The sequence below is a fragment of the Brucella sp. IR068 genome (genome assembly GCF_049065885.1).
Classification (GTDB): Bacteria; Pseudomonadota; Alphaproteobacteria; order Rhizobiales; family Rhizobiaceae; genus Brucella; species Brucella intermedia.
This window is the reverse complement of the sequence record NZ_JBAKHE010000003.1, coordinates 270,628-296,962: the sequence shown is the minus strand read 5'-3', so window position 1 is coordinate 296,962 and position 26,335 is coordinate 270,628. Positions and strand designations below refer to the sequence as shown.

Genomic DNA, 26,335 nt, shown 5'->3' with positions numbered 1-26,335 from the left:
TGTGAGTATTTCATAATCGCAACCTTATACTCGATTCGAGCATATTGTCAATCGCGGGAGATTGGCAGCTTGGCTCCAGCCAGATGACGCTCGGAAAGGGCGCGTTCCTCGACAATCGAGTAGCGGAAACGGAAGAGCTTTGCCGGGCGTCCGCCGGTTTCGCTGTGGCTTTCGCCGGTCTCTTCGACCAGATCCTGCTGTTCGATCAGGCGGCGGAAATTCTGCTTGTGCAGGCGCAGACCCGCCAGCGCTTCGACGGTGCGCTGCAATTGCAGCAGGGTGAAACTTTCCGGCATCAGCTCGAAGACCACCGGGCGATATTTGATCTTGGCGCGCAGCCGCGCAATCGCCGTGGCAAGGATGCGACGATGATCGGCAAACATGGAGCGACCGTTCTCATCTTCCTGCATACCGGCCTCGGCCACCAGACCAGCCTCGAACAGCAGCTCATAGCGTTGCAGCACAAGGTCTTCATTCCAGCGCCCGCTCCAATCTCCGCTCTCAAAGCCGAAGGTGAAGGCGATCCGCCGCATGCGCTGCGCCGTCAGTTCGGGCGTCTCTGCCCGGTAGGCCCAGACGAGCAGCGCGTTGTTGAGGTGTTCCATGATGGGCGGTTCGCCCTGGCGGTGATCTTCCCACGGCAGATAATCATACCAGCCGCGCCATCCAGCCTGCCCCGCAGCGGCGTCGCTTTCGCGTACCAGGCCCAGATAGCTGATTGAGATGATACGCTCGCCCTGTGCATGTCGGTCCCGATCGGCAAAGGTGTAGAGCTGCTCCAGATATCCGACCGGATGTGCGGTTTCCGACTGCACCCAGGCGCGCAGGCCTGCTTGCAGAGAACGATGCTCGCTCTCGAACGGACCGGATGGCAGGGCCTGCCCTCCCCGCACGGTCATGACGCGCGGCTGTTCGCCGGTAACAGCTGCCAGCACGGCTATCAATTCAGTATGGGCAATATCGTCAGTCACGGCCGCTCCAGAAAACACTTCCGGCATTGAACGTGATTGAGCAACGAATACAAGGCGCTGCGCGTTACCGGCCACAGCTTTCAGCGCTTAAGCCTTGTTCCCTGCTCCGAAAACATGTTCCGGCCCCGGAAAAGCGCGCGCCCGCACCTCCTCGGCATAGGCTTTGGCCGCATCCGAGACCTCTGGCGCCAGATGCGCAAAACGCTTCACGAAGCGCGGCGTGAAATCCTGAAAAAGCCCCAGCATGTCGTCTGAAACCAATATTTGTCCATCGCAGGCAGCAGATGCCCCGATGCCGACCGTTGGGATGGCAAGCGATGCGGTGATCTCACGCGCCAGCGGCTCCACCGTGCCTTCGATCACCAGCGCAAAAGCGCCCGCATCGGCAATGGCCTGTGCATCGCGGCGAATTTGGTCGGCCTCTTCATCACCGCGTCCGAGCGAGCGGAAGCCGCCGACCGTGTTGACCTGCTGCGGCATCAGACCGACATGGCCGAACACGGGAATGCCGCGCTTGACGAGGAAAGCAACCGTTTCCGCCATCTCCTCGCCGCCTTCGAGCTTCACGCCGTCGCAGCCGGTTTCCTGCATGACGCGCGCAGCGTTACGGAACGCCTGTTCCTTCGATTCCTGATAGGAACCGAACGGCATATCGACGATAACACAGGCCTTCTCCACGCCGCGCATCACCGCCTGCCCATGGGCGATCATCATGTCGAGCGTTACGGCAAGAGTGGAATCCAGGCCGTAGAGCACCATGCCGAGCGAGTCGCCGACCAGCAGCAGGTCGCAATGCGGATCGAGCAGCCGCGCAATCGGCGTCGTATAGGCGGTCAGGCTGACAATGGGGCGTTCGCCCTTCATGGCCTGGATGGATTTAGGCGTCAGCCGCTTCTGTTTGACGGGTGCGCTCATTTCAGGCTGCCCTTTCCTGTGCGACATGTGCGATGACGCGGTTATCGAGAAGCCGCGTCGCGCCGAGACGAACGAACAGCGCAATGAGAACCGGGCGCCCCTGTACAGCTGTCAGGCGTTCCAGGGTTTCAGGGTCGCGCAACGCGACTACTTCGGGCGTTGCCAGCGGTTCGGTAGCGATGAAGGCGCGAATTGCGGCTTCCACCGCATCAGGATCATCCATGCCGGAGCGATAGAGGCGCTCAGCCTCGTCGAGCGCTTTCGGCACGATGACGGCGGCTGCGCGCTGTTCTGGCGTCAGATAGACATTGCGCGACGAACAGGCGAGGCCGTCATCCTCACGCACGGTCTCGACGCCGACGACGCGCACCGGAATGGCCATGTCTTCCACCATGCGGCGGATGATGACGAGTTGCTGAAAGTCCTTCTCGCCGAAATAAGCAGTATCCGGCCCTACGATATTGAAGAGCTTGCTGACCACCGTCGCGACACCGGCGAAGTGGCCGGGACGCGCCTCGCCTTCCATCTGGTTGCCGAGCGTGGGTACATCCACAACCGTCTGCATGGGACGCGGATACATGTCGCTGACCGCTGGCGCGAAAAGATAATCGACACTGGCCCCGCGCAGCAGAGTTGCGTCGCGCTCCAGATCCCGAGGATATTTGTCGAGGTCTTCATTTGCGCCGAACTGCAATGGATTGACGAAGATGGACACGACAGTCACATCGTTTTCCGCCCTGGATCGATGAACCAGTTCAAGATGGCCTTTATGGAGATAGCCCATGGTCGGCACAAAGCCGATGCGTTTTCCAGCCCGCCTTGCGGGCGCCAGAGCCTGACGCAACTCCTCTATGGTGCGGATGATCTGCATGAGGTCCTCCTCGCGACCGAAATTGTTGGCCGCGAGTCCTACAGCGTCAGCTTAAATATGACAACTGCCGAGGCAGATGCCTTCCCGACTGCCTCACTGCGTCGGGATCGTCACCGCGCCAACCGTATTGCCGACAGCACGACCGAAACGATCAATCTGCTCGTCATAGGTTTTGCGCGTATTGGGATCGAACACCGCAATCGGCGCCGTGACCACCAGCGAAGCCGCCGTCCCGACACCCTGCGCCGTCCCTATCGCGACTGCACCCAGACGATCGCCGAGGCCAACCTGCGAATCCGTGATGGTCTGGCCCGCGACGAGACGCTTGCCGATCAGCTGCACGACTTCCGGGCTCGCGGCAAACTTGCCATGGTTGAGACGGTCTCCCGCCTTGAGCTGCGTCAGATCGATGACGGTGATGCCCGCTCTTTCCAGTTCGGAACGATAAGGCTCGATCGACGGGTCTATCTGGCCCAGGCGGTCGATATTGCCCGAAATGCGCCGGGACAATGCAAGCGCCTTGTCGTCCCGCGAGGTGAACAATGTGAAACGGGGATGCTGCTTGCCCATAGCAAGAAACTGCTTCGAGAACACATCGACGTCGAGATCGGGCGAGGCCAGAATGACATCCGTGATCTTGGCATTCACACGACCATCGCGAATAGCCATCTGCCGCAGGGCCTCGACCGTCAGCCAACTGCCCATGGAGTGGGCCATGACCGTGATATCCTTGACCTCGGGCTCGCGCACGATGGCTCGCAGGATCTGCTCCAGCGCATCGCGGGAATAGTTGGTGCTTTCCTTGTCGTAGTTATAATCGAACACGCTGGCGCGCGACGGCCAGGTGAAAATGACCGGTGCTACATCGGCGCCCGAATCATGCACGATCTGCGCGAAACGGTAGACGGAATCCTCAAACGTATTGTTGAAACCGTGCACGAACACCATCACGCGGCGGCTCTTGGTCAGGTGCGGACGAACCCAGCCTGCCATTTCCACATCGGTCTTGACCGGCGTCACACTGACGGTGGTGAAATCCTTCTGCGGATTGGGCGGCAGCTTCTTCGGCCACTGCACTTCACCCGCCTTGCGGTTTTTCTCCGGGGGAATGGATACGACGATCTCATTGAGCGATACGAGCTTGTCGCGCTCGCCGGAGAAAAGAATGCCCGGGTTATCAGACGGGCGGCGGGTGGTCGCGACGACGAGGTTGACCTTCGTCGTGCCGGGAGAGGCAGTATCGCCGATTGGAACGAGCACACCTTCAGGGCGGCTGGCGCAACCGGTGAGCAGAGATACTAGAACAAGCAACGCAGGGGCAGACCAAGAAAAAATGCGCCGCAAAACCATACTCCCTAACACTACGCCAGCAGGGCTCTTACACCCGAATTTTGAAGGTTAACATATTCTTTACGTGAAACCTTCTGCCAAGCCCCCAATTATCCACCGTTGTCGAAAGACCAGCGGTTGCGGCTTATGGGTTACACACTGTTCAACAGCTGATACTTTCCCCGCAGTCAGCCCTGCCCGATATATCCGCCAACAGCAACTCCGTTTCTGAAGGAGGCACACATATGGCATTGGAACTGACAGGGCTGCACCATCTGACAGCCATTACCGCCGATGCGCCCGGCAACCGGCGCTTCTACACCGACACGCTCGGGCTTCGGCTCGTCAAGAAGACCGTCAACCAGGACGACACAAGCGCCTACCACCTGTTCTATGCGGACGGGCTGGCTTCGCCCGGTACCGACATCACCTTTTTCGACTGGCCGGTACAGCGCGAACAGCGCGGCACCAATAGCGTCGCCCGCACCGGCTTGCGCGTGAACGGGGTCGAAAGTCTTGAATGGTGGCGAAAGCATCTGACTGAGAAGGGCGTCCAGACGGGCGGCATTTTCGAAGCTGCAGGACGCGCCGTTCTCGATTTCGAGGACCCCGAGGGGCAGCGGCTGCGCCTGACCGATGACGGCGGCGCGGGTGAAGCGCATAGCTGGGCACGAAGCCCGGTTCCCGTGGAAAGGCAGATCAGGGGGCTCGGTCCGATCACGCTCAGTGTTCCCGAATTGGCGCCGACCCAGATCATCCTGGAAAAAGTGATGAACATGCGTCAGACCGGCGACTATGCTTCACCCGATGGCGAAGGCCATGTCCATGTCTTCTCGATGGGACCGGGCGGCCCCGCTGCAGAGTTGCATGTGGCCGTACAGCCGAATCTGCCGACCGCGTGGCAGGGTGCAGGCGCCGTACATCACGTCGCATTTCGCACACCGGATCAGGAAAGCATGCAGGAATGGGTCGAGCGCCTGCGGTCCGTTCGCATGCCGTCAAGCGGCGAGGTGGAGCGCTATTATTTCCGCTCACTCTACTTCCGCGAGCCGAACGGCATCCTGTTTGAAATCGCCACGGACGGCCCCGGCTTCGCGGTTGACGAACCACTGGAAAGCCTTGGCGAAAGCCTGTCGCTTCCGCCTTTCCTTGAAGGAAAGCGTGAAGCTATCGAGCGAAACCTGAAACCGCTTGATTAATATAAAAAGGGCTGCGGAACTCTCCGCAGCCCTTTTACTTATATCTTGTCTCGAAGCCAGTCGCTTGCGATGCGGATATCTTCATCGATGAGCGCATGGCCCGCTGCAACCGTGCTGACGGCAAGCGCCGCTCCATCTTCTCGCAGGACTTTTTCCAGCGTTCCGGCCTCGTCGCCAAAAGGATCGGAAGCACCTTTCATCAGAAGCACCGAAGCATCGGACAAATCCGCCCCTTCGGGCTGTTCTTCCAGAACTTCCTGCCCGCGCAGAAGGATCGCCGTGCGAACCACGTGCGGATGCAGGCGCATGAATGCGGCCAGCAGATTGGCGCCGTTGGAGTTCCCGATGAATGCCGTCCGGCCCGGATCGATGCCATAGGCAGCAACGGCTCCCTCCACGAAAGCCTGGAATGCTTCGGCTTCAAACCGGATGTCGGCCTGATCGAACCGCTTGAGGTCAAAGCGGCGGAACCAGCGCTGGATACCCTCTTCCGTGCTGCGTCCACGCACGCCCAGAAGGGTTGCGCGCGGCGCCACCTTACGGGCGAAGGGCATCAGGTCATTTTCGTTTCCGCCAGTGCCGTGCAGGAGCACCAGCGTGCTGCCATCGGCATCTTCCGGCTGGTGTATCCGGTGAATGAAAGGCAGGTCGCGGTAGATCACTCGCTCCTCGCCCGGCAGAGCGAATTGCGGCATCCGTACCCGGATCGCATCCGCCTTTTCCTCATTGCCCGGCGGCACGAACAGAAATTTCCCCAGTTCTTCAACCGGCTCGTCTATCGTGAAGCCCGGCGCATCGGTTGCAAATTCGAACAGCGTTCCGGCCGGTTCGCGCACATAGAGCGAAGTGAAATATTTGCGGTCGTGCACATTGACGGCACTGGAATTGAGCTTTGAAAGCTCCTTCTCCCCCCTTTCCACTTCACCCGCGTCAGCGGCACGAAAAGCAACATGGTCGGCGATGCCCGTACCCGGAATGCCCGGCCAGAAGCCGCCTGCGTCGCGCACATCGATGGCGTCGCCCGAATCCGACAAGAGACGCTCTATCGTGCCTTCTTTCGCCACGGATCGGAAACCGAAATGACGCTCGATGAAACGGGCAGTCTGCTCCGGGGTTTCGGACAGGACGGTCGCGGCCCGCAAGCGCCTGACCGCGAAAGCGGCCGGTATGCCCTCGCTTTCCCAGGCATCATTGGCCGCAAGATCGCAGCCGACCAGCTTCACGATCACTCCGTCAGGATCGCGCAGGCGCAGGACCGGTTCGCCGAATTCCTGCACCGGCCCTTCGGACGGCACATGATAGCGCAGCGCGCGTTCCAGCCAGAAACCGATGGCAGTTCGATCTATAGCCAGCGCAATTTCACCAACCTGTCCATGACCGACGCGGCCCCTGGAGCCATCCTCCCAAACCAGAAACGTGACCAGCGATCCGGGTGTGCCGGTACGATCCCCGTAGAACAGGTGGAGCTGCTCGGCATCCTCGAATCCACCCGTCTGCTTGACGATGCGCAGCCCCAGAAAGCCGACGTAGAAATCGACATTCGCCTGCACTTTTCTGGTGATGAGGGTGATGTGGTGGATGCCGCTTGTCATGGACGCTTCTTCCCGATTTCAGAACCTGGACCAGAAATAGAGTAGAGGCCGCGGCTTGCCTATGGGCTTGCGCGGTTACGCATTGTCAACGCATCAGAACAAATAGGGGAAGCTGAAAAAGAAAAAGGCCGCGCGGGAGGAGGATGCGCGGCCTGATCTTGAATACGGCTTGGGAGGAGGAGTGCCGTATTCCTTATCGAGTTCTGGGAGGAGGAGTGAACTCGATGAAGAGATGTTTACCCGGCACCTCCCTCAGCAGCAACGACCATTAATGCATATCAGTTATGCAAAGACGTTGACGCTCAAGAAAAAGGCAAGGCCCCTGGAGCGGTTCTGTTTTCACAGGTCCGTTCAAAACCACTCTAACCAATTGTTTTCATGAAAGTGCCCACGCCCATAAGACGCCGGTTTCCGGGCGTTTATAGAAAGTGAGCGATCAGAGGCGCGGCCAGCACATTCACCAGTCCTACAAGCACCATGACCAATCCGGCAATGGAACCTTCCTCGCTGCCGATCTGATGCGCCTTCGCAACACCGGCGCCGTGGGCGCCCATGCCGAAAAGGGCTCCGCGTGCCAGCGCCGAGCGGATGGGCAGCCAGTTGAGCATGACTTCGCCCATCGCCGCGCCAAACACGCCGGTGAGCACCACAAAGATGGCAGTCAGATCCGGCGTGCCGCCAATGTCGCCGGAAACCGTCATCGCAAATGGCGTACTCATCGAGCGGGGCATCAGGCTGAGGCTGATAGCTTCATTGAGTCCCAACAGATGTGCCAGTCCCCATGCGGAAGCCATTGCCGACGAACTTCCCACCACCACCCCTGCCAGAAGCACCGGCCAATAGCGGCGGATCGTGGCACGCTGCTGATAGATCGGAATTGCAAAGGCAACGGTTGCAGGTCCCAACAGCGCGACCAGCCAGTGGGTGGCGCTGAAATAGCCGCGATAGTTCTGGTTGAGCCCCATGACGAGCGCCATCAGCAACAGGGGCGTGACGGCAAGCGGTGTCAGCCACCACAGGGGAAAACGGCGATAGACGCGCTTGGCCGCGAGATAAAGCAGGATCGTTGCGGCGGACCAGAAAAGCGTCGCTACAAGCGGGTTACTTAGCGACATAACGCAGGCTCCACCGGTAGCAGAGGTCGACCGTCAATGCGGTGACGCTCATCACCGTCAATGTGCCCAGCAAAATCACGGCCATGATCTTGAGGCCGAGCAGGCCTATCAATTCCTGATGCTCAAGGACCGCAAGAACCGCAGGAACGAAGAAGAGCAGCATCTCCGCCAGGAACCACTCCGCCCCGCGCTTCATGCTGAAGAGGCTGATGCGCCCGCTCAGAAGGAGAGCCAGCACCAGCGCCATGCCGACAATGCCACCGGGAAGCGGGAGGCCGACCAGGCGAACGAAGAACTCACCCGCCAGCCAGAAGCCAACCAGCGTCGCGATCTGCATCAGGCGGCTGTGATGCAATACGTAACGAAACCGGATCAAGAGGCTGTGGGCGTTCATGTGCTTTTCCAATAGGAACTGAGGCATTTTCATCGATGAATATAGGCGGGGAGGTGCTATTCTAGAAATGAATTGATTTCATTGCAGCTATTCCGTAATAGAATGGCTCATGAATTTGCGCAGCTTCCAGGCATTTGTCGAAGTGGTGCGGCAGGGCGGCTTCTCCGCTGCCGCAAAAGCCATCAACGCGACCCAATCGACCGTCAGCAAGGCGGTCAGGCAACTTGAGGACGAATTGGGGCTGATCCTGCTTGATCGTGAAGTTTCGCCCTCGCGGCTCACTGCGGCTGGCGAGATCGTCTTCCGTCGCGCGCTCGCGATGCTGGCGGAAAAGGACGACATGTTGGCCGAGCTCAATGAATTGCGCGGCCTCAAGCGCGGCCTCCTGAGGCTCGGCCTGCCGCCCATCGGCTCCAGCGTGCTTTTTGCGCCCGTTTTCGCAGCCTATACGAAGCTTTATCCGCAGATCGACATTCAACTGGTCGAGCACGGCAGCAGAAGGCTGGAGGAACTGCTGCTGGCGGGCGATGTGGAACTCGCGGCTTCGCTTCTGCCGGTTGGAGACAGTTTCGAATGGCAGGATGTGCGATGCGAACCGGTTGTGGCGCTGCTCCCGACCGATCACGCGAAGGCACAAGGCGATGGCGTTTCGCTGCGCGATATCGCCAGCCTGCCTTTCATTCTTTTCGAGAGCGGCTTTGCCCTCAATCATATCATCCTCGATGCATGTCGTTCGCATGGATTCTCTCCGAACGTGGCGGTCCGTTCCAGCCAGATCGACTTCATCGTTGAACTGGTGGCAGCGGGCATGGGGATCGGCTTTCTGCCGAAAATGATCGCGGAACAGCGGCATCACCCCGGCGTGCGCATTCACAAGATCAATGGTGCGGACGTGAGCTGGCATCTGGCGTTGATCTGGCGGAAAGGTGCATTCCTGTCTCACGCCGCTCGGGCATGGCTCGAGCTCAGCAAAGCCCGAACCGGCGCTGCATCATCTTGAAACACCCGCCATATCGCCTATCTCAGATAGACATACCGACTGGATAAGTGCCTTCGGCACCACTTCAGCCATAGGCCCGTGTGTAGAATATTGCTCTACCCACCCGTTTCAAAGCGCATGACGCCTGAAACCGCCGACGGATTTCTGCTCTGCGCGTCATCAGAAGGAGGCTATGATGGAAGGTCAGGTTATATTCTATAAGGACGACAGGATACTCTACCGGCACCATATCGACGTGCAGGAAGACGATTATTCAAAGGGCGTCAATGATGCGCTCATTGCCTTTCAGCGTAACTATGCTGGCTTCGACCTCGCAAGCGACAACATTCACATCCGTTTCAAGAAACCGGGCGATGTGTAAGTTTTGGAGGTTTCCTGCGGATCGGTTCAGGGTCGCGTTTCCAAAAGAACAACGACCCTGACATGTTCACGCGAAAGCGGCTTCGCGAGCAACGCGATGAATATCTGTACGGGAAAGCCCCAGATCGGAAAGCTCGCGGTCTGTGCAGCCGCTGAGTTCGCGAACGTTTTCGCGATATTGCATCCAGCGATGGAAGTGGGTACGAAGATTCATTGTGGCATCCCCTTTTTTTATCTTCCTCCCGAGTGTGAGCTTCCGCCTTCCTGTGCCGTTTGAGAAGTGCATTTCCTGCATGGCAGCCGTGATCGCAGCGAAATCCCAGCATTTCCACCGGATTTCAATTTCTTCCGAGAAATAGTCTCCAAATATCGCATTCATTATGTAATTCTGGTTTAGATATGCCTGCTATTTCACAGTCGGCCGTGGTTCGTTCTATTTTGAGTTGGAGTGCATGAAAAAGACCTTGATCATCGTCGGCAACGCGCCTTTGCCGCGCGATCTTTCCGCCGAAGTGGATGCAGCGGATTTTGTTGTCCGTTTCAATGAACCCAAACAATCAATCGGCATGAGTGGCACCCGGACGGATCTCCTGATGCTGGCAACCTCCAGCAAGCCCATGCAGCGGCGTCTGCGCGATCCGGGCTTCGTACAGACACCCACCTTCAAGGCGGCCAAGGAAGTGATGCTGGCCTATCATCCCAGCATCATCCGCAAATATCACCCCCGCCCGAATTTCCTTTCCCGCCTCAAGGGACGGCGCGGTGACTGGACCATGCAGACCATTGAGGTTGTCGGTTCTGCCGGCAAGGAAATCCGGATCATGCCGCCCCAGTTCTATCTGGCCGGGTGCAAAGAGCTGGGCGTAACCGAAGAGAACATAAGCAAAGTCTTTCCAAGTACTGGTTTTTTTGGCATCTGGTACATGCTCGAAAAGTGCCCGCAGGAAAGCTGGGACGTGAAAATCTGCGGCTTCACCTGGGAAGGATGGAAACGTCACACCTGGGGGGATGAGCGCAGCTGGGTTGAGCAAAAGGTCGAGTCCGGGCGTATCAGCCTTATTCAATGACGCTGCACATACCTATAATTTTCGGCAGAAGGCGTGAGAACGATCACGAGGCAATCGCTTTAAAGGAGCATATGAATGAGTGAACCGTTGCGCATTTTCATCGGGTGGGATTCTCGCGAGCCCATCGCATACGACGTCGCCAAAGCATCGGCGTTGAAGCATTCCTCTATTCCGTTGGAAATCGTGCCGATCAAGCTGCAGGATCTTGTGGAACAGGGAGCCTACACGCGAGAAGTCGACCCGCTGGCGTCGACTGAGTTTACCTATTCGCGCTTTTTCACGCCATGGCTTGCGGGCTATAGGGGCTGGGCACTTTTTTGCGATTGCGACTTCCTTTTCCTCGGCGATATTGCTGGCCTTCAATCCTATAACGATCCTTCGAAAGCCGTTTATTGCGTTCAGCACGATTATCAGCCCAAAGACAGCGTGAAGATGGATGGCAAGGTGCAGACCAGCTATCCGCGCAAGAACTGGTCTTCCTGCATGCTGTTCAACTGCGAGCATCCTTCGACGCGCAAGCTGACGCCCGAACTGGTCAACCGCGAAAGCGGGGCCTATCTGCACCGTATGCAGTGGGCTGCCGACGATGAAATCGGTGCGTTGCCGACGGATTACAACTGGCTTGAAGGCTGGAACGAGAAGCCGGAAACCGGACTGCCGAAAGTCGTCCATTATACGCGCGGCGGGCCGTGGTTCAAGGATTGGCAGAATGTCGACTACGCCGATTTGTGGCGGGCGGAAGCCGATCGTATCGAGCCGGGCTGGCAGCCTGTCTGATCTGCAAAATTCCTGGAGCTTTTCCATGTGTTCCAAGGTAAATAGGGACCATGAACGAAACGCGTCTTGACATTACCGCGAGTGACGGCCCGCAGAGGGCCGTCAAGGCTTTCATCATCCATCTGGAGCGCGCCACCGACCGCCAGCCCCAGGTCGAAGCGCTTATTCGAAAGCTGCCGATTGAAACAGACGTCGTCAACGCTGTCGACGGCCGCACGCTCGATGCGCAAACGATCAGCCGTGTCTATCGGCGGTCGGCACACAAGCCCCGCTATCCATTTCAACTCAGCACCAATGAAATTGCCTGTTTCCTTTCGCACCGGAAGGCCTGGCAGGCTATTGTCGATCAAGGACTGGACGCAGGATTGGTGCTGGAAGATGATGTGGAACTGACGCCGGAATTTGCCGCAGCCTATTCCGCCGCATGCCAGCTTCTCAAAGCCGACAGTTTTATCCGCTTTCCCTTTCGCGAGCGGGAAAGCGGCCGGGTGGTTCTGACGACGGAAGGTGCGCGCATCATCGAGCCGGTGCCGGTCGGCCTCGGCATGGTGGCGCAGCTTGTCGGGCGGGAAGCCGCGCAACGGCTGCTCTCGGCAACCGAAGTCTTCGACCGCCCTGTAGACACCACCGCGCAAATGAACTGGGTCACCGGGATTAAACCACTGTCCGTCCTTCCGGGCGGCGTGAAAGAAATATCGGTGCAGCTGGGCGGCAGTACGATCCAGAAATCGCGTTCCCTGCCAGACAAGCTGAAGCGTGAAATCTTGCGCCCGCTCTATCGCTGGAAGATAAAATCGCGCTCGCGCGCAGCTGTTTGAGGTTCTCTTGCCCGTTCCGATTCTTCTTTATCACCAGATAGACGTGCCGCCGACGCACCGCGCCCCCTATCGCAGCATGATCGTTCATCCGGATCGCTTTCGCCAGCAGATGGCGTGGCTGAAAAGGCTGGGGTATCGCGGCCTGTCGGTGCGGGACGCACTGCCTTACATCTACGGCAAAAAGCAGGGCAAAGTTGCTGTCATCACCTTTGACGATGGTTTCGAGAACGTCTTCCGCAACGCCCTGCCCGTGTTGCAGGAGTTCGGCTTCACCGCCACAAACTATTTCGTCGCCAACCAGATTGGCGGTTTCAATCTTTGGGATCAGAAGATCGGCGTTGCGCGCGCCACCTGCATGAGCGTTGCGGAATTGCGAGAATGGGCAACGCTCGGGCATGAAGTTGGTTCGCACACGCTCGACCATATCTTACTTCCAGACGCGAGCGAAAAGGATGCCATAGCGCAGATTCACCAATCGCGGACAAGGATCGAGGACGTGCTCGGCAGCGAAGTCACGTCTTTCGCCTATCCTTACGGTGGAGAAAACGCAGCGACACGCAAGATCGTCGAAGCGGCAGGTTATACAAACGCGACGACGACGGAAAAACGCCGCGCAAGACCAACTGACGATCCATTCGGCATTCCGCGCCTTACGATCAGGCGCAATGATATGTTGCTGCAGTTCCTGCGTAAGACCTTTACGCGCTAATGCGGCACTTCGGTCCCGCCGCCGGCTTTATATCTCGCAAATCGGCCATGAAGCCACGTTCAACGAGACCGGCAGGGCCTGTGTATTGCAACGAGCCTTCGTAAACGAGTGACAGGTCATCCGAAAAACGCTCGTTTTCAACGATTGCCCGATAATGTTCGGCCCCGCCCGCGTGGCTCTTTTCCGAGGCGATACGTTTGAATTCGCTGACCGAGAGCGATGAAAACCGATAATGGAGAAGAGCCCCGGTAGCGGGTAGAAAATTACGGAAACACGGTCCCGGCCCGTGAATGCTGCCTCGGCGATAATCCGTTTTCCCGTCGACCCAAATCAGCGGGAATTTTGAAAGGCGCATGCTGCGTCCGAACAGGCGCAAACGCGGTCCACCACGCACAGCTACGCCAAACTTTTCCGGCGTCACCGTATAGCCGTCGCCATCGAAATGTGAGGACACCTCGAATGGATATCTGGTCCCATCATCGACAAAAACCCCTTCGCGCAGCAAACCGCCGGGATACATATCGATCATCGGCGCCAGGCATCGGCGAATTCCATTCTGCTCCAGTTCCTCGATAAACGAGCGGATATTCCGCTGCTCCATTCTTGGAAACACGAAGAACTCATCGGCATCGACAGACAGATACCAGCGTCCGCGCCCATACAGATTGAACAAAGCATCGCGCCAGACACGGCCGCGGTCGGCCTCTGCATAACGAATGCTCGAGGAGTACAGATCCACATCAGGGGCGCTGGATAATATTTCAGCCGTCCCATCGTCGGACCGGTCGTCAACGACGATGAAGCGCGTAATACCCATCTCGCGATAATAGCGCAAAAAGGATTTGATGTAGGCTGCTGCATTGCGCACCACGCAAACGAGCGGCAGATCATCGGGCTTCAAAGTCTGGAAGCTTCCAGCTGTGGCGACAAGATTTGCCTTGTTTTTTCGGTTTGGAACCGAAAGCTGCACATGACGCCATAGCAATCGCAAATGTCGCATCGGGGAAGCGCCCCAATAGGCGTTCCAATCGCCAGTGTTTGAGGCTGGATAGTTCATCGCCGAGCGCGTTGATTTCATGCAAATGCCGCGTTTTGTGTTGGATGCTGGAAACAGCTGGCGATTTTTGGCTACTTATTCAAGCAACCCTGCGTCGAAACCAATCACTCTGCGCGATATTCCGATATGGTTCGTGATGAACAATGGTTGTCATTATTGCCAGTATCGAGCCTACTTGCTTGATTTCAATCAATGCTGCTTCATTCAAACGTGGCAAATTGCCCATCAATGCGCCATGGACGGCAAGTGCCAAAAGCGCTAGTTAGGGCACAGACTAAGGAGCGCATTATGGACTATCGCCGTTTTTTCGAAGAAGCGATCGACCAGTTGCACGCCGAGAAGCGTTACCGCGTTTTTGCAGATCTTGAACGTATTGTCGGACGTTTCCCCCGAGCTATCTGGCGCAACAATGGCACTGCCCGCGAAATCACCGTCTGGTGTTCGAATGACTATCTTGGCATGGGCCACCATGCCGATGTCATCAAGGCTATGTGCGACACGGCCGGGAATGCTGGCTCAGGTTCCGGCGGAACGCGCAATATTTCCGGCAATAATCACCCGCTCGTCGAACTGGAAAACGAACTCGCTGATTTGCACGGCAAGGAAGCCGGACTCGTTTTCACATCGGGCTTTGTCTCCAACGAAGCCTCGATTTCCACGATTGCCCGATTGCTGCCGAACTGCCTGATCCTGTCTGACGAGTTGAACCATGCTTCGATGATTGAGGGCGTGCGCCGCTCGGGTGCGGAGAAGAAGATTTTCCGTCACAATGACGTCGAGCATCTGGAACAACTGTTGAAGGCTGCCGATCCTGCGCGCGCAAAGTTGATCGTGTTCGAGTCCGTCTATTCCATGGACGGCGATATCGCGCCGATCGAGAAGATCGCCGATCTGGCCGATAAATATAATGCCATGACCTATATCGATGAAGTTCATGCGGTCGGCATGTATGGCGCACGCGGCGGCGGCATTACCGAACGCGATGGCCTTGCACATCGCATCGATATTATCGAGGGCACGCTTGCCAAGGCTTTCGGCGCGCTCGGCGGTTACATTACCGGCTCGCGTGCGATTGTCGATGCGGTGCGCTCCTACGCACCGGGCTTCATCTTCACCACTTCCCTGCCCCCGGCAGTCGCTGCAGCCGCGACGGCTGCGATCCGGCACCTGAAGACCTCGCAGGTGGAGCGCGACGGTCAGCAGCGTCAGGCGCGGCGCGCCAAGGATGTACTTTCGGCTGCCGGTTTGCCCGTCATGTCGTCGGAAACCCACATCGTGCCCATTCTGGTCGGCGATCCCGAGCTTTGCAAAAAGGCCAGCGACCGCCTGCTTGAAGTGCACGGCATCTATATCCAGCCGATCAACTATCCGACCGTTCCGCGCGGCACCGAAAGATTGCGCATCACGCCGTCGCCCCTGCATGATGACGCCTTGATCGACGGCCTCAAGGAGGCACTTCTGGAAGTGTGGAACACGCTCGGCATCCCCTATGCCGAACCCACTGTCTCGCAGCCCGCCAGTTCGGAGCGGATCATTCCGCTGATGGTCTCCAAGGCCGGCGGCTGACAAGCAGGATCATTGGAACAAAAGGCCGGTTCAACCGGCCTTTTTGCTGTCTCAGAAGATGAGCGTGGCCGCGAGAGCCGCAAGATAGAGCCCCGCTCCGAACCATAGATGCGTCACTATACTCCATCCCCGGGCGGCCCAGGGCTTCGGCGTCTTTCGTGCGGCGATCCCCGCCCCCATGCCTGGCTGCATGACAAGGAATGGAGCAGCAACGGTCAACAATCCGAAGGCAAGCGCTGGCAGGAGCTTCGGCGATGCCATCCACTCAAGCCCGCCAGCAGCAACCAGACCAGCCGCAAACAGCACGCCGATGGCGTAATGAACGCCCCAGCCAAGAAGCTTCTCTCCTCGAACCGGGGGGCTGGCGGTGATCCGCTCGTGCACGAAGCGCCCTTCCAGCATATGACCGAACCAGCGTCCCACCAGCCCATAATCCAGGCTCGCAACGCCGAACACCCGCGCTCTCGCCATCGTCCAGATATCCGTTATGAGTGTCGCTCCCACTCCGATGAAAACGATATGCAAAACAAGCATTTACCTTTCCTTTCCACTTGCGTGGATCATTGAAAAGGCGGACCATACAAGTTAAAGCCGACTTGAGGTCAATATGAAAGATATGGACATTGCGGAAGTTGCGAAAGTGACAGGCATTCCCGCATCAACCCTGCGATACTATGAAGAAAGGGGGCTGATCGCCTCGCACAGCCGACGGGGCTTGCGCCGGGTTTTTGATCCCGGCGTTGTGACCAAGCTATCCCTGATCGCCCTCGGACAGGCGGCTGGCTTTTCGCTCGATGACATTGCGGGCATGTTCGGCCCCGACGGCCAGGTTTCGATCAGTCGCGAAACCCTGTCTGCGAAGGCGGATGATCTCGACCGTACAATCGCCCATCTTGCGGCACTTCGAGACGGGCTGCGCCACGCAGCGACGTGTCCCGCTAAAAGCCATATGGAGTGCCCGACCTTCCAGCGTCTGATGAAGGTGGCGGCAAGCCGCAGCCCCCGCACTCCAACCGGGAAGCGATGAGTTCAACGCTTTTCGATCCAGTGCACAAGCCGCCTTGCGGCCTCTTCCACCTGTTCTGGGTCGCGGCAGAAGCAAAGGCGGAAGAACCCTTCGCCACCAAGGCCAAATGCGCTGCCTGGCGCTAGGCCAACATTGGCATTGTCCACCATGTCGATAGCTGCCTTGACCGAATCCTCGACGCCATCCACGCCGAAGAACAGATAAAATGCACCCTGTGGAGGAGTGAGGCGAACCTTGCCCGTCGCCAATAGCGCGGCGCACAGGCTATCGCGCGTGGAACGGGCGCGCTCGACCTGCATCGAAATGAAGGCGTCGCCCTCATCGAGAGCCGTAACGGCGCCACGCTGCATGAATTGCGCAACGCCCGAATTCGAGTACTGGATCAGGTTTTCAATAACCGGTCCCAGCGACGGGTGCACAGTCATCCAACCAATACGCCAGCCCGTCATCGCCCAGTTTTTGGAGAAGGAATTGACAAAGATGATGCGGTCATCCGGCTCCATAATATCCATGAAGGAGGGAGCACGACCGCCGCCATAATAGAAGTGGGTATAAATCTCGTCGGCGATGATCCAGAGGCCCTGTTTGCGCGCCAGATCAAGAATGAATTGCAAAGTTTCCCGATCCGCCGTCCAGCCGGTAGGATTGGATGGGGTATTGACGAATAGGGCCTTTGTGCGGGGCGTGATGGCGGCTGCAATCTTCTCCGGATCAAGCATCCAGCCGTTGTCCCCGAATTCCAGTTCGACCGGGACCGGCGTGACGCCAGCCAGACCAGCCGCACCGACAAAATTGGGCCAGGCCGGAGAGAGATAGATCGCTTCTTCACCTGCTCCAACGGTTGCTGTCAGCGCCATTTCGATGGCATGCATGCCCGAACCGGTGACATAGAAATTCTCCGGCTTTAGAGCCAGTGGAAAATGCCGCGCATGATAGCGAGCCAGCGCTTCCCGCAACTCCGGTATGCCTGCCTGCCAGGTATAGAAGGTCTCTCCGTCAGAAATGCCTTTCTGGGCCGCGGCGCGAATGAAATCCGGTGTAGAAAGATCGCCCTCGCCTACCCACAGCGGAATAAGTCCTTCGCGTCCGCGCCCATGATTGGCGACCGCCACAATCCCGCTTTCCGGTGACTGGGCTGCTTCCCGACGAAGATTGGCGATGAGCGTCATGATTTCCCCGCGTTGGATCTGGATTTTGACTTCGTGCTTATCAAGGCCCGGTAGCGAAATCACGCGGCTTTTTGTGATGGTCTGATCAAACGCATTTATGGATCAAAGGAAACGGGGCCAAAAGGCCCCGTTTCATCCATCAGTTCCTGGTCAATCAGGCTTTCTGCTTTGCCAGAAGATCGCGGATTTCGGTCAGCAGAACCTCTTCGCGGGGTGCTTCCGGTTCCGGCTTTGCTTCTTCCTTCTTCTTCATGCGGTTCATCGCTTTCACCACCAGGAACAATACCCACGCGATGATAAGGAAATTGATGAGAAGAGTGATGAAGTTGCCGTAGGCGATGGTCGCACCGGCGTCACGGGCAGCTGCCAGCGTGGTCTTGGGTTCACCTGCCAGCTGTATGAACATGTTCGAAAAGTCGATACCGCCGGTGATAAGACCGATGATCGGCATGATGATGTCATTGACGATGGAGTTGACGAGGCCGCCGAACGCCCCGCCGATGATAACACCGATGGCCAGATCGACCATATTGCCCTTCAGGGCGAATTCCTTGAATTCCTTGAGCATTGCTGTCTCCCTCACGAACGCGGACCGCTTGGGCCGTCCTGCCGCGGTGGCGTTCGTCAAATCAACCTGGGCACCAGAAAAACTGGCAGTGGATGGCAAAGCCGTCTTCCACAAGTGGAACCGAAAGCGCTTTGTCATTTCAAACGCAGTCCTGAAAAGGGCCCTGCACTTTCAGGATCACACTGTCAGTTTGTAGACGAAAATTACCAAAGAAAAGATAAAGCGGCAGAAACGCACCGTTTTCGATCAATAATCTTGCGCGAGCGCACTGAAAGTGCTTGCGTCATTCGTGATCGAGGAGTGAGGGAACAAACCGGCTATGCAGGGCTGGGGTATTATTGGCGCCGCCTTTTTGTATCTGCTGCTGCTCTTTGCGGTAGCCAGCATCGGCGACCGGCGCACGTCGCGCTGGAACAGCGCCCCGCGCCCTTATATCTACGCGCTCAGCCTGGCCGTCTACTGCACATCCTGGACGTTTTTCGGTTCTGTCGGCTTGTCGGCGCAGCGCGGCCTTGAATTTCTCGGCATCTATATCGGCCCGATTCTCGTCTTCACGCTCGGCAACCGTTTGCTGCGGCATATCGTTCGACTGGCGAAATCCGAACACATCACATCGATCGCCGATTTTCTCGCTGCCCGCTACGGCAAAAGCTTTGGTGTCGCGTCACTTGCGACCTGCATCGCAGCCGTCGGCTCGATTCCCTACATCGCGCTCCAGCTCAAAGCCGTTTCCGGGAGTGTCGGCCTCGTCATGGAACATTACGGATCGGCCGTCGATCCGTCAGTATTCATATTCGGCGATATTTCCCTGCCCGTCGCCGCCGTGCTTGCTGTCTTTGCGATTCTCTTCGGCACGCGCCATACCGACGCCACCGAGCACCAGAACGGCCTCATTCTGGCGGTGGCCCTGGAATCGGTCATCAAGCTGTGCGCCTTCCTGACCGTCGGTTTTGCCTGCACTTTCTTCCTGTTCGGCGCTCCGTCGCAACTGATCAATCAGATATCCCAGTCGCCGGAGGCGCTGGAAGCGTTTCACTATCAGACGTCCATCGGCACATGGATCGTGCAAAGCGCACTCAGCGCGGCAGCCATCATCATGCTGCCGCGCCAATTCCACGTAACCGTGGTGGAAAGCCGGAGTGAAAAGGAACTGCGAACCGCCTCGTGGCTCTTCCCGGTTTATCTGGTGCTCATCAACATCTTCGTGTTTCCCATCGCGCTGATCGGTGTGATGACACTCGGAGGGAATGTCAGCGGAGACCTGTATGTTCTGGCCCTGCCGCTGGCTGCTGGTGCTCACTGGCTTGCCCTCGTGGCCTTTCTCGGCGGGTTGTCTGCGGCAACCGCGATGGTCATCGTCGCCTGCGTCGCGCTTTCGATCATGATTTCCAATCATCTGGTGCTGCCGCTTTTCATACGGCGGCTGGCCAAGCAACAGGCAGCAGAACAGCGCGACCTGACCAAAATCATTCTGAACACCCGCCGCCTCACCATTATTGGCATTCTGGCGCTGGCGTTTGCCTATTATCGCTTCACCTCCAACAATATCCACCTGGCTTCAATCGGCTTCGTTTCCTTTGCTGCGATTGCCCAATTCGTGCCTGCCTTCATTGGCGGGCTGTTCTGGCGCAATGCCAACGGACGCGGTGCGATGCTGGGTCTTTCGACCGGCTTTCTGGTCTGGGCCTACACTTTGCTGCTGCCCACCATGGCGCCGGAAAATGCCGCCATTTTACGCGATGGTTTTCTCGGCTTTACCGCGTTGCGCCCGGAGGCGCTTTTTGGAACCAATGCTCTTCCCCTGACCAACGGCGTGATGTGGAGCCTTGCGGCCAATACGCTGTTCTACGTTCTGGGATCCCTTTCGCGCGCCTCGACGCCGCTGGAACGCATTCAGGCCAGCATCTTTCTGCCGCGTTATGTGATCGGCACACCGACCCTGAAGCGCTTTCGCACGACTGTCACCGTCGCCGAACTGAAGGCAACCATGGCGCGCTATCTCGGCGCCGAACGCGTGGAGCGCGCTTTTCTTCGTTTTGAAGGAAGGGAACAGCGGCGACTTGATCCCGGCATGACCGTCGATACGCCTTTGATCCGCCATGCGGAGCAACTGCTTGGTACGGCAGTCGGCTCTGCATCGGCGCGTCTTGTCCTGTCACTGCTGTTGCAAAAGGGCGATGCGTCGGGGCGCGATGCGCGACAACTCCTGGACGATGCTTCAACGGCCTTGCAGCAAAACCGCGACCTGCTGCAAACCGCACTGGACCAGATGGAACAGGGCATCACGGTTTTCGACAAGGACTTGAGGCTTACCTGCTGGAACCGCCAGTTCCGCAAGCTTTTCGATCTTCCCGATGAGGTGATGCAGGTCGGGATACCCGTTTCCGAAATCGTGGAACAGTTGCATCGTCGCGGCGACATATCTTTCACCGGCCAGAACAGCGCCATACGCTCGCTCGCGGCTGTGCGCCGTCCATGGCGCATCAATATGAAATCCACCGGCAAGGTGCTGGAAATCCAGTCCAATCCCATGCCGGATGGAGGCATCGTCGCGACATATACCGATATCACGGCGGCGGTCGAAGCGGATGTCACGCGCCAGAAGGCGGCTGAGATGCTGGAGCAGCGCGTGGCGGATCGCACGGCGGAACTGACCCGCGTCAACCAGCAGCTTGCCAAGGCGCAAGCCGCGGCGGAAGAAGCCAATCAGGGGAAGACACGATTTCTTGCGGCTGCCGGGCACGACATTCTGCAACCGCTTAACGCGGCAAGACTGTACAGTACCGCGCTTACCGAAAGACTGGGGCGTTCCGAAACCAGCGAATTCGCACGCAATATCGACTCCTCACTGGAAGCCGTGGAAGCGATTCTCGGCATGGTGCTGGATATTTCACGGCTGGACACCGGATCGCTCAAACCCGAACTCTCGGTATTTCGTCTCGACAAACTGATGAGCCAGATTGCAACCGACTTCACACCGCTTGCAGCCGCCAAGGGGCTGAAACTGCGCGTTGTCCCGTCAAGCATCGTGGTCAAGACGGATCGCAACATGCTGCGGCGCCTGATCCAGAACCTCGTCTCCAATTCGATCAAATATAGCCGCAGGGGCGGTATCTTGCTCGGCGTCCGCCGCCGTGGTTCCTTTGTGGAGTTGCAGGTGCTCGATACCGGAATCGGCATTCCTCCGCAAAAGCTGAAACTCGTCTTCCGCGAGTTCACCCGGCTCGATGAGGGAATGCGGGAAGCGGAAGGCCTTGGCCTTGGCCTTTCCATCGTTGACCGCATCGCCAGGCTCTTGTCGCTGCCGCTCGCACTGGCTTCGACGCCCGGGAAGGGGACGATGTTCACCCTGCGCATTCCTGTCTCGCAGGAAAAGGTGCCCGCTGACGAAGTGAAGAACCGCCGCGGGCTGCAACGGGCGCTGGAACTGACGGGGCTCGATGTTCTCTGCATCGACAATGACGCCAGCATTCTGTCGGGAATGGAAACGCTGCTTCGCGGATGGGGGTGCCAGGTTACGACACTGCGCAGCGGAACTGCGCTGAAATCATACTGCACCGACCACTCCCGCCCGCCGGACGTGATCGTCGCGGATTATCATCTGCTGAACGAAAACGGCCTCGATATGATCGGTTTTGCCCGCGAAACATTCCAGACCGAAATACCGGCCATCCTCCTGACAGCCGATCGCTCCAAGGAAGTGCGCCAACGCGCTGAGGATGAAAACGTCACTGTTTTGCACAAGCCGCTTCGTCCCGCGGCGCTCCGTTCGCTGCTATCGCATTTTCATCATGCGAGGCAGGACAATGCATCGGCGCAGAATGCCGCTCAGTAACGGGCTGTCCGGAACATTTCCTGTTTAAATTGAGCCTCGCAAATGCTCTATCCAATTGTCTCCCAGTTTCGGGAGACGTGCTCTAATCCGTGTTCAGCGCATCATTGCCGATGCGCGACAGGAGGATGACCGCCTGTGTGCGGCTGTCGACCCCGAGTTTCTGCAGCACTGCCGAAACGTGCGCCTTGACCGTGGCTTCCGACACGCCAAGCTCATAGGCGATCTGCTTGTTCAACAGCCCCTCCGCCAACATGGTCAGCACGCGCGTCTGCTGCGGCGTCAATGTGCGCAATCGCGCGATGAGCGCCTCGATTTCCGGGTCGTGCGCATGATCCAGTTCAATGTCGGCGGGTGTCCAGATATCGCCAGCCAGAACAGTGCTCACGGCCTCGCCAATGGTTTCCATGCTGGCGGATTTCGATATGAACCCCGAAGCACCGAGCTCGACCGCATGACGGATCGTCGCCGCATCGTCGGTTGCCGAAACGATGATGATTGGAAGTGCGGGCTGCAAGGCCTTCAACGTCACCAGACCGGAAAGCCCAGTACCGCCCGGCATCGTCAGATCCAACAGCAGAAGGTCGATATCCTCTCGCTCGCCGACCAGTTTCTTTACGGCGTCGAAATCGCCAACTTCGATGATTTCCACGCTTTGCGACTGTCCGGAAAGGACCTGTCTCAATGCCCCCCGGAAAAGCGGATGATCGTCAGCGATGATAAAATGCATGTGCCTCGCGCGCCATTGTTTCAGGTCTCCTCCCCTCGCGGTGCAGGCCAATCAGCCAATCACTCCGTTTTATGCCGTTTTTTGGCTCGGGCAACCAAAATTCACGTTGCTAATCCCTTTTCGTATTACTCATTGCCGCCATCTGGCCGCATTGTATGTTAGGTTATGCGCTGAAAGTAACATAAGAGCGGCCCGACCAGCGAAATGGGGGGACCAAAAGGCATTTCATGACGCGCAATACGCTTTATCCCGAAATCCAACCGTTCAAGGAAGAGATGCTGCAGGTCTCTTCGCTGCATCGAATCCACGTCGAGCAATGCGGTAACCCGGACGGCAAGCCGGTCATCATGATCCATGGCGGCCCCGGCGGTGGAATCACGCCGACGATGCGTCGCCTGCATGACCCGGAGCGCTATCGCATAATCCTGTTCGACCAGCGCGGATGTGGCCGCTCCACCCCGCATGCGGAACTGCGCGAAAACACGACCTGGGACCTTGTCGCGGACATGGAGCATATTCGCGCGCATCTCGGCATCGACAAGTGGCAGGTGTTCGGCGGCTCGTGGGGAGCGACGCTCGGCCTTGCCTATGCGCAATCCCATCCGGATCGCGTTGCAGAACTTATCCTGCGCGGTATCTTCATGGTTCGCCGTTTCGAAGTCGACTGGACCTATTCCAACGGCGCAAGCATTCTCTTCCCGGATCACTTCGAGGCCTATCAGGAGCATATACCGGAAGCAGAGCGCGGCGATATGATCGCTGCCTATTACAAGCGCCTCACCGATCGCAACCCGCAGGTGCAGCTTGAAGCGGCCCGACGCTGGGCGCGCTGGGAAGGCTCGATCATTTCGCTTCTGCCCGATCCGGCACGTGTCGATGCCTTCGGTGAAGACCAGTACGCCATCGCTTTTGCGCGTATCGAATGCCACTATTTCCAGAACCGTGGCTTCCTCGATTCCGACGACCAGCTTCTGAGGAACGTCGACCGCATCCGGCATATTCCCGGTGTGATCGTGCATGGCCGCTATGATGTCTGCACACCGTTCATCAATGCCTGGCAGTTGAAGAAGATGTGGCCTGAAGCCGATCTCAAAATCGTCGAGGACGCCGGACACGCCGTTACGGAACCCGGTATCACCCACGAATTGATAGAGGCGACAAAGCGTTTCGCGCAATAGGGCGAAACGCACCCACATTTGCTGGAAATGCTCAATGAAAAGGCGCCGTGCGGCGCCTTTTTCCTTGCTGTCAGGTCCGCCCGCCCGGAAGGGTTCCGTTGTCCGGCTTTTCCGGCTCGCTGTCGAAACTTTTCGCTATATCCATAAAGCGCCGCATGAACCGTTCCATATAGCTCATGGATTGCTCAAACTCCTGCTCCGTCGGCAAGCCCGAAGCAGTACTTCCGCCTTTCCCTTCAAGAGCGGAGACCTTGTCCTCAAGCTTCTTCACGCGATCCTGCAGGCTGGCAATGTCGTTCTCATAAGCCTCGCGATCTTCGCTCGCCATCTTGCACACGAGTTGTCCCTGCTGCTCCACGCAGGTCGAGATCGCGCCGGTTCGGGTGTCCAGACGGACATAGCCGTTTTCCGTCCCTTCCAGCCGATAACGCCCATTTTCCTGCGCCAGCGCATTGGCCGGGGCAAGCGCTGAACCAAGAACAGCAACAGCAGCCAGATTGCGGACCATCAATGTCTTTCTGTTCAACATAAGGCTATTCCCTTCAGCTTCTCTTTAAGGTGTCCCCATCATATGGGACGTTTACGACGAAAATCGAACATGCGGGACTTTGATTTCCGAAGAAATTCGGTCTAGAGAGCACCCATGACCAATGAGATCATCTATAAGATCGCTCCGCGCGGGCTTTGGGCGCAGGCAGAACAGGCTGGTAATTTTACCGGGGCTCCAGTTGATATTGCGGACGGCTATATCCATTTCTCTACTGGAACACAGGTGCGGGAAACGGCAGCTAAACATTTTGCGGGCCAGCGGGATCTGCTTCTGATCAGTGTGAATGCTTCTGCGCTCGGCGCGGCCTTGAAGTTTGAAGTTTCACGCGGCGGGGCCCTTTTTCCTCATCTCTACGGCACACTGCCGCTTGCAGCCGTTTTGAAGGTTGAACCCCTGCCGTTGGGCGACGTTGGTCTTCACATTTTTCCGGAGCTGGAAAGTTAATGAGCGGGCTTTTTGAAACTCTCGGGCGACGCGCCCTTTTCGCCTTCGATGCAGAACAGGCGCATGGTCTTTCCATCGCTGGCTTGAAGACAGGTCTCGTGACCTGCGGTGCGCCGAACGATCCGGCGCTTTCCGTCAAGGTTGCGGGATTGCAGTTTCCAAATCCGCTCGGCATGGCAGCGGGCTACGACAAGAATGCCGAAGTGCCGGACGCCCTGTTGAAGCTCGGTTTCGGCTTCACGGAAATCGGCACCATCACACCCCGCCCGCAAAGCGGCAACCCGCGTCCGCGCATTTTTCGGCTCGTGGATGACAGGGCCGTTATCAATCGGCTGGGCTTCAACAATGAAGGCCATGATGCTGCGTTTAAGCGCCTGTCGCAACGCGCCGGCAAGAGCGGTATCGTGGGCGTCAATATCGGCGCCAACAAGGATGCCGAAGACCGCATTGCCGATTATGTTGCCGGTATCCGTCGCTTCTATCAGCTGGCGCGCTACTTCACCGTCAATATTTCTTCGCCCAACACGCCGGGACTGCGCAACCTTCAGGCCCGCGACAGTCTGCGTGAACTGTTGAGCCGCGTGCTGGAAGCGCGCAACGAAGAAGGCAAGATGTGCACGCTGAAGCGTCCGGTTTTTCTGAAAATCGCCCCCGATCTGGCCGATGAGGAACTGGACGACATCGCTGCCGAGGCAACCGAACAGAAGCTCGATGGCATCATCATATCCAACACGACGCTTTCACGCACCGGATTGAAAAGCGCGGACAACCGCGATGAAACAGGCGGGCTTTCCGGCGTACCGCTTTTCGAGCGCTCCACCATCGTCCTTGCCAAGATGCGCGAGCGCGTCGGCCCCGACATGCCATTGATCGGCGTCGGCGGCGTGGATAGCGCTGAAACGGCGCTGACAAAGATCAAGGCCGGTGCCGATCTGGTCCAGCTTTATACAGGCCTCATCTATCGCGGACCGAACCTGCCCGCCGAAATCGTGCGTGGCCTGTCGGCGGCGGTGAAACGCGAGGGCGTCGCCAACATTGCCGCACTTCGCGACCGGGACACCAGCGACTGGGCGAAGCGTGACCTGCCCGCCTGAGAG

Annotated in this window: 27 protein-coding genes; 13 read left to right on the top strand and 14 right to left on the bottom strand. The window is 58.0% G+C overall.

The window, feature by feature from the left end; genetic code table 11:
• Positions 1-47: 47 nt before the first annotated feature.
• From ACOWVS_RS07145 to ACOWVS_RS07130, 4 genes are all read right to left on the bottom strand, one after another.
• The gene (locus ACOWVS_RS07145) at positions 48-998 is read right to left on the bottom strand and encodes an NUDIX hydrolase (protein WP_025089709.1); all 951 of its coding nucleotides are present in this window, start codon (positions 996-998) and stop codon (positions 48-50) included.
• 60 nt (positions 999-1,058) lie between these two features.
• Positions 1,059-1,886 (bottom strand): 3-methyl-2-oxobutanoate hydroxymethyltransferase, encoded by an 828-nt coding sequence (gene panB / locus ACOWVS_RS07140; RefSeq protein ID WP_021586226.1) that lies wholly within the window; start codon positions 1,884-1,886, stop codon positions 1,059-1,061.
• A 1-nt stretch (position 1,887) separates the two neighbouring features.
• On the bottom strand, positions 1,888-2,757 hold the full coding sequence (gene panC / locus ACOWVS_RS07135) for a pantoate--beta-alanine ligase (RefSeq protein ID WP_021586227.1): 870 nt from the start codon (positions 2,755-2,757) through the stop codon (positions 1,888-1,890).
• A gap of 93 nt (positions 2,758-2,850) precedes the next feature.
• A complete protein-coding gene (locus ACOWVS_RS07130; RefSeq protein ID WP_031346485.1) occupies positions 2,851-4,107 on the bottom strand; it encodes an alpha/beta hydrolase in 1,257 nt (418 codons plus the stop codon).
• Positions 4,108-4,331: 224 nt separating this feature from the next.
• Between ACOWVS_RS07130 and ACOWVS_RS07125 the strand changes: the two genes are divergently transcribed.
• Positions 4,332-5,285: a ring-cleaving dioxygenase gene (locus tag ACOWVS_RS07125; RefSeq protein ID WP_021586229.1), complete on the top strand. Its 954-nt coding sequence runs from the start codon at positions 4,332-4,334 to the stop codon at positions 5,283-5,285.
• 38 nt (positions 5,286-5,323) lie between these two features.
• Here ACOWVS_RS07125 and ACOWVS_RS07120 read toward each other — a convergent pair whose 3' ends face one another.
• The 3 genes from ACOWVS_RS07120 to ACOWVS_RS07110 form a co-directional block, all read right to left on the bottom strand.
• Positions 5,324-6,877: a VOC family protein gene (locus ACOWVS_RS07120; RefSeq protein ID WP_021586230.1), complete on the bottom strand. Its 1,554-nt coding sequence runs from the start codon at positions 6,875-6,877 to the stop codon at positions 5,324-5,326.
• A 419-nt stretch (positions 6,878-7,296) separates the two neighbouring features.
• Positions 7,297-7,992: an LrgB family protein gene (locus ACOWVS_RS07115; RefSeq protein ID WP_021586231.1), complete on the bottom strand. Its 696-nt coding sequence runs from the start codon at positions 7,990-7,992 to the stop codon at positions 7,297-7,299.
• Positions 7,979-8,386, bottom strand: coding sequence for a CidA/LrgA family protein (locus ACOWVS_RS07110; protein ID WP_021586232.1), 408 nt, complete (start codon positions 8,384-8,386; stop codon positions 7,979-7,981). The genes ACOWVS_RS07115 and ACOWVS_RS07110 overlap by 14 nt, the downstream gene beginning before the upstream one ends.
• A 109-nt stretch (positions 8,387-8,495) precedes the next feature.
• On the opposite strand from ACOWVS_RS07110, the gene ACOWVS_RS07105 reads away from it, so the two are divergent.
• Together ACOWVS_RS07105 and ACOWVS_RS07100 are read left to right on the top strand one after the other, a co-directional pair.
• Positions 8,496-9,386 carry a LysR family transcriptional regulator gene (locus tag ACOWVS_RS07105; protein ID WP_021586233.1) on the top strand — a complete coding sequence of 297 codons (891 nt, stop codon included), beginning with the start codon at positions 8,496-8,498 and terminating at the stop codon, positions 9,384-9,386.
• 175 nt (positions 9,387-9,561) lie between these two features.
• Positions 9,562-9,747 (top strand): hypothetical protein, encoded by a 186-nt coding sequence (locus ACOWVS_RS07100; protein ID WP_021586234.1) that lies wholly within the window; start codon positions 9,562-9,564, stop codon positions 9,745-9,747.
• A gap of 66 nt (positions 9,748-9,813) precedes the next feature.
• Here the strand turns inward: ACOWVS_RS07100 and ACOWVS_RS07095 are convergent, their stop codons facing one another.
• Entirely contained in the window at positions 9,814-9,960 is a 147-nt protein-coding gene (locus ACOWVS_RS07095; RefSeq protein ID WP_022568352.1) for a DUF1127 domain-containing protein, read from the bottom strand.
• A gap of 238 nt (positions 9,961-10,198) precedes the next feature.
• Between ACOWVS_RS07095 and ACOWVS_RS07090 the strand changes: the two genes are divergently transcribed.
• The 4 genes from ACOWVS_RS07090 (at position 10,199) to ACOWVS_RS07075 (ending at position 13,117) form a co-directional block, all read left to right on the top strand.
• Positions 10,199-10,813: a glycosyltransferase family 29 protein gene (locus ACOWVS_RS07090; protein WP_021586236.1), complete on the top strand. Its 615-nt coding sequence runs from the start codon at positions 10,199-10,201 to the stop codon at positions 10,811-10,813.
• Between the two features lie 75 nt (positions 10,814-10,888).
• Positions 10,889-11,590 carry a glycosyltransferase gene (locus tag ACOWVS_RS07085; protein ID WP_075041775.1) on the top strand — a complete coding sequence of 234 codons (702 nt, stop codon included), beginning with the start codon at positions 10,889-10,891 and terminating at the stop codon, positions 11,588-11,590.
• A 50-nt stretch (positions 11,591-11,640) separates the two neighbouring features.
• Positions 11,641-12,408, top strand: a complete 768-nt coding sequence (locus ACOWVS_RS07080; RefSeq protein ID WP_021586238.1) for a glycosyltransferase family 25 protein — start codon at positions 11,641-11,643, stop codon at positions 12,406-12,408.
• Between the two features lie 7 nt (positions 12,409-12,415).
• Entirely contained in the window at positions 12,416-13,117 is a 702-nt protein-coding gene (locus ACOWVS_RS07075) for a polysaccharide deacetylase family protein (protein WP_021586239.1), read from the top strand.
• On the opposite strand, the gene ACOWVS_RS07070 is transcribed toward ACOWVS_RS07075, so the two are convergent.
• Positions 13,107-14,195 (bottom strand): glycosyltransferase family 2 protein, encoded by a 1,089-nt coding sequence (locus ACOWVS_RS07070; protein WP_025089711.1) that lies wholly within the window; start codon positions 14,193-14,195, stop codon positions 13,107-13,109. The two genes, ACOWVS_RS07075 and ACOWVS_RS07070, sit on opposite strands and share 11 nt — an antisense overlap.
• Positions 14,196-14,462: 267 nt before the next feature.
• Here ACOWVS_RS07070 and hemA point away from each other — a divergent pair, with 267 nt between their 5' ends.
• Positions 14,463-15,740 (top strand): 5-aminolevulinate synthase, encoded by a 1,278-nt coding sequence (gene hemA / locus ACOWVS_RS07065; RefSeq protein WP_021586241.1) that lies wholly within the window; start codon positions 14,463-14,465, stop codon positions 15,738-15,740.
• 51 nt (positions 15,741-15,791) lie between these two features.
• On the opposite strand, the gene ACOWVS_RS07060 is transcribed toward hemA, so the two are convergent.
• The gene (locus ACOWVS_RS07060; protein ID WP_021586242.1) at positions 15,792-16,274 is read right to left on the bottom strand and encodes a DUF2938 domain-containing protein; all 483 of its coding nucleotides are present in this window, start codon (positions 16,272-16,274) and stop codon (positions 15,792-15,794) included.
• Between the two features lie 73 nt (positions 16,275-16,347).
• On the opposite strand from ACOWVS_RS07060, the gene ACOWVS_RS07055 reads away from it, so the two are divergent.
• Positions 16,348-16,767, top strand: coding sequence for a helix-turn-helix domain-containing protein (locus ACOWVS_RS07055; protein ID WP_021586243.1), 420 nt, complete (start codon positions 16,348-16,350; stop codon positions 16,765-16,767).
• A gap of 2 nt (positions 16,768-16,769) precedes the next feature.
• Here ACOWVS_RS07055 and ACOWVS_RS07050 read toward each other — a convergent pair whose 3' ends face one another.
• Both ACOWVS_RS07050 and mscL read right to left on the bottom strand, forming a co-directional pair.
• Positions 16,770-17,936: a pyridoxal phosphate-dependent aminotransferase gene (locus ACOWVS_RS07050; protein ID WP_021586244.1), complete on the bottom strand. Its 1,167-nt coding sequence runs from the start codon at positions 17,934-17,936 to the stop codon at positions 16,770-16,772.
• Positions 17,937-18,090: 154 nt separating this feature from the next.
• Positions 18,091-18,504, bottom strand: coding sequence for a large conductance mechanosensitive channel protein MscL (gene mscL, locus ACOWVS_RS07045; protein WP_006471056.1), 414 nt, complete (start codon positions 18,502-18,504; stop codon positions 18,091-18,093).
• A 319-nt stretch (positions 18,505-18,823) separates the two neighbouring features.
• Here mscL and ACOWVS_RS07040 point away from each other — a divergent pair, with 319 nt between their 5' ends.
• Complete coding sequence (locus tag ACOWVS_RS07040) at positions 18,824-22,339, top strand: PAS domain-containing hybrid sensor histidine kinase/response regulator (protein ID WP_021586246.1); 3,516 nt, start codon at positions 18,824-18,826, stop codon at positions 22,337-22,339.
• Positions 22,340-22,421: 82 nt separating this feature from the next.
• On the opposite strand, the gene ACOWVS_RS07035 is transcribed toward ACOWVS_RS07040, so the two are convergent.
• Positions 22,422-23,066 carry a response regulator transcription factor gene (locus ACOWVS_RS07035; RefSeq protein WP_021586247.1) on the bottom strand — a complete coding sequence of 215 codons (645 nt, stop codon included), beginning with the start codon at positions 23,064-23,066 and terminating at the stop codon, positions 22,422-22,424.
• 227 nt (positions 23,067-23,293) lie between these two features.
• Here ACOWVS_RS07035 and pip point away from each other — a divergent pair, with 227 nt between their 5' ends.
• Positions 23,294-24,244, top strand: a complete 951-nt coding sequence (gene pip, locus ACOWVS_RS07030; RefSeq protein WP_021586248.1) for a prolyl aminopeptidase — start codon at positions 23,294-23,296, stop codon at positions 24,242-24,244.
• Positions 24,245-24,314: 70 nt separating this feature from the next.
• Here pip and ACOWVS_RS07025 read toward each other — a convergent pair whose 3' ends face one another.
• Positions 24,315-24,773, bottom strand: coding sequence for a hypothetical protein (locus tag ACOWVS_RS07025; protein ID WP_021586249.1), 459 nt, complete (start codon positions 24,771-24,773; stop codon positions 24,315-24,317).
• A gap of 114 nt (positions 24,774-24,887) precedes the next feature.
• On the opposite strand from ACOWVS_RS07025, the gene ACOWVS_RS07020 reads away from it, so the two are divergent.
• Together ACOWVS_RS07020 and ACOWVS_RS07015 are read left to right on the top strand one after the other, a co-directional pair.
• The gene (locus ACOWVS_RS07020) at positions 24,888-25,238 is read left to right on the top strand and encodes a DUF952 domain-containing protein (RefSeq protein ID WP_021586250.1); all 351 of its coding nucleotides are present in this window, start codon (positions 24,888-24,890) and stop codon (positions 25,236-25,238) included.
• Positions 25,238-26,332, top strand: a complete 1,095-nt coding sequence (locus ACOWVS_RS07015) for a quinone-dependent dihydroorotate dehydrogenase (protein WP_021586251.1) — start codon at positions 25,238-25,240, stop codon at positions 26,330-26,332. The genes ACOWVS_RS07020 and ACOWVS_RS07015 overlap by 1 nt, the downstream gene beginning before the upstream one ends.
• The last annotated feature ends 3 nt before the right edge of the window (positions 26,333-26,335 follow it).